We start from the raw sequence: 2,809 nt of genomic DNA, 5'->3' as shown, positions 1-2,809 counted from the left end.
GTGACGCCGGCGCAGCCCGCCCCGGCGGGCGCCACCGCCGCTTCGTCCGGACAGGGCGGCTTCTTTCCGGCCAGCTATGACGACTGGATCCGCGGCAGCACCATGACGGGCGACTGGGGTGGCGCGCGCACCAACCTGGAAAATCACGGCGTGCATCTTCAGGGCCATTACCTGGAAGACGCGGCGGGCAACCCGGTGGGCGGCAAATATGCGGGCGTGCGCTACGCGCATGAATTCGGCATCGGCGCCGATATCGACCTGGCCAGGCTGATCCATCACGACCTGGGCATCTTCCATATCCTGATCACCGAGCGCGCGGGCCTCAGCCTGGCGAACGGGCCTCTGGGCGGCGCGGTCGATTCGGTGCAGCAGATTTTCGGTTCGGGCGAGACGGTGCGCCTGACGCGCCTGTCGCTGGAAAAGCACTTCAATCCCTATGTCTGGATGGAAGCGGGCTGGATCAACACCGAAAATGATTTCGGCCAGTCGACCCAGCATTGGGGCATGTCGCTGTACTGCCAGTTTCAGACCAACGCGATCTGCGGCATGCCGCAGGGCATCGCGATGAACAGCGGCTACGGCTTCTATCCCACGGCCCATCCGGGCGCGTGGATCAAGCTGTTTCCCGCCGGGAACGACCATTACCTGGTCTCGGCCGGGATCTATAACGTCGACAATACGATCGTGAACACCCATAACGGCTTCAAGCTGGGCCTGGGGGATTCGACCGGCACCTACCTGCCCTTCCAGTTGGGCTGGCATCACGGCAACGATTACCACGGCGAATACGAAGGCAACATCAAGGTCGGCGGCTACTGGGACACGTCCGAAGTGGCGATCGTGACCACCAAGATCGGCGGCTATCAGCCCAAGAACGTCGATCTGCTGGACCTGCCCACCGACCAGGTCCGCGGCCGCTTCGGCGGCTGGGTGGAAGCCGACCAGATGATCCAGCGCGACGGTCCGGGCAGCAGCCGCGGCACCGTGCTGTTCGGCTCGTTCGTCTGGGGTGATCCCCGGACCGCGCTGACGCCCTATTTCGCGACCTGGGGCCTGGTCCGCAAGGGCACGTTCGTCGACCGGCCGAACGATACGATCAGCTTCGGCGGCAAGATCGCGGTGCTGAACCCGAAACTGGCCGAATATGCCGAGACGCTGCAGCAGCAGGGGCAGAAGGCGCTGCGCCCGTCCAACGAGCCGGGCATCGAGCTGAATTACGGCTGGCGTCCGACGCCTTGGGCCACGCTGCGCCCCGGCCTGCAATATGTCTGGCATCCGGGCGGAACCAACCGCTATGCCAACGCGCTGATCATCGACATGGAAACCGGCCTGACCTTCTGACGGGCGGGTCCGGGGCCGCCGCCGGCCCCGGTTGACGGCGGATCCGGTTGACGGCGGGGCCGGCGGCAGGGAACATGCCGGCATGTCACGTCTGGATCATACACGCCCCTTTCTTGCGGTCCGCATCGCGGTGCTGACCGTCTCGGACACCCGCGTGCCGGAAACCGATACGTCCGGCACCATCCTGGCCGAGCGGATCGTCGCCGCCGGCCATCATCTGGCCGACCGCGCCATCGTGCCCGACGACGTGGACCGCATCGCCGCGCACCTGGCCGCCTGGGTGGCCGATCCGGCGGTCGATGTCGTCATCTCGACCGGCGGTACCGGGGTGACCGGCCGCGACGTGACGCCCGAGGCTTTCGCCCGCGTGGTCGAGAAGCCGATCGAGGGGTTCGGCGAATTGTTCCGCATGCTGTCGTACCAGAAGATCGGCACCTCGACGATCCAGTCGCGCGCGACGGCCGGGGTCGCCAACGGGACCTATCTGTTCGCGCTGCCCGGCTCGTCCGGCGCGGTCAAGGACGGCTGGGACGACATCCTGGTCTGGCAGTTGGACAGCCGCCACCGTCCCTGCAATTTCGTGGAATTGATGCCCCGCCTGCGCGAACACCTGCCGCCCTCGCACGATTGAGGCGGCCATTCGCGCCATTCACTTCCGCGCCATTCACTTCATGGAGGGACGATGCGATGCGCGACAGAAAGCTGCTGATCCTGGCCGGCGATTATGTCGAGGATTACGAAATCATGGTGCCGTTCCAGGCATTGTCGATGCTGGGCTTTGCCGTCGACGCGGTCTGCCCCGGCAAGCGGGCCGGGGACTATGTCCTGACCGCGATCCATGATTTCGAAGGCGCGCAGACCTACAGCGAAAAGCCCGGCCATCGCTTTGTCCTGACGGCGGATTTCGACCGCGTCAATGCCGCCGATTATGCCGGGCTGGTCATTCCGGGCGGTCGCGCGCCGGAATATCTGCGTCTCGATCCGCAGGTCATCGCCCTGGTCCGCGCCTTCGTCGACCGGCCCATCGCCGCCATCTGCCATGGCGGGCAATTGCTGGCCGCGGCCCGGATCATCGAGGGGCGCACCGTCTCGGCCTATCCGGCCTGCCGTCCGGACATCGAACTGGCGGGCGCCATCTATGCCGACATCGCCGTCGACCAGGCCGTCACCGACGGCATGCTTGTCACGGCGCCGGCCTGGCCGGCCCATCCGAGCTGGCTGGCGCAGTTCATCGCCGCGCTTGGGGTGCGCATTTCCCTGTAACGTCGCCGGCCCGGCTTCGGCGCGGGCGTGTCATTGGGGCGGGTGACATTGGCAGGGGCGGACAGGTGTGCATCATTACGCACCTGGGCGCCGCGCCTGTCGTGCGGCGATCGCCCGTTGACAAGGGAGAATTCCGTCTTGCGCACCACCCGTCACCTGCTGGCCCGTGCGGCCCTGGCCGTCACTGTGGCGACCGGCACCGCCG

3 protein-coding genes are annotated in these 2,809 nt (G+C 66.6%); all 3 read left to right on the top strand.

Annotation, left to right across the window (positions count from 1 at the left end):
• Positions 1-1,341 (top strand): carbohydrate porin (locus tag HUK84_RS14310; protein WP_246285697.1); only part of this gene is annotated, 1,341 nt, incomplete at its 5' end.
• An 82-nt stretch (positions 1,342-1,423) separates the two neighbouring features.
• Complete coding sequence (gene moaB / locus HUK84_RS14305; protein WP_176640890.1) at positions 1,424-1,972, top strand: molybdenum cofactor biosynthesis protein B; 549 nt, start codon at positions 1,424-1,426, stop codon at positions 1,970-1,972.
• Between the two features lie 56 nt (positions 1,973-2,028).
• The gene (locus tag HUK84_RS14300) at positions 2,029-2,604 is read left to right on the top strand and encodes a DJ-1/PfpI family protein (protein ID WP_176640889.1); all 576 of its coding nucleotides are present in this window, start codon (positions 2,029-2,031) and stop codon (positions 2,602-2,604) included.
• Positions 2,605-2,809 lie beyond the last annotated feature (205 nt).

It is taken from the genome of Nguyenibacter vanlangensis, from assembly GCF_013376155.1.
GTDB classification, from domain to species: Bacteria; Pseudomonadota; Alphaproteobacteria; order Acetobacterales; family Acetobacteraceae; genus Gluconacetobacter; species Gluconacetobacter vanlangensis.
Note: the sequence above shows the minus strand (reverse complement) of the source record. Positions and strands in the feature narration are given on the sequence as shown.

Bases quoted from the DNA above. Each gene is read 5' to 3' on its own strand.
- moaB (WP_176640890.1), top strand. From the start codon at position 1,424: ATGTCACGTCTGGATCATACACGCCCCTTTCTTGCGGTCCGCATCGCG.
- HUK84_RS14300 (WP_176640889.1), top strand. From the start codon at position 2,029: ATGCGCGACAGAAAGCTGCTGATCCTGGCCGGCGATTATGTCGAGGAT.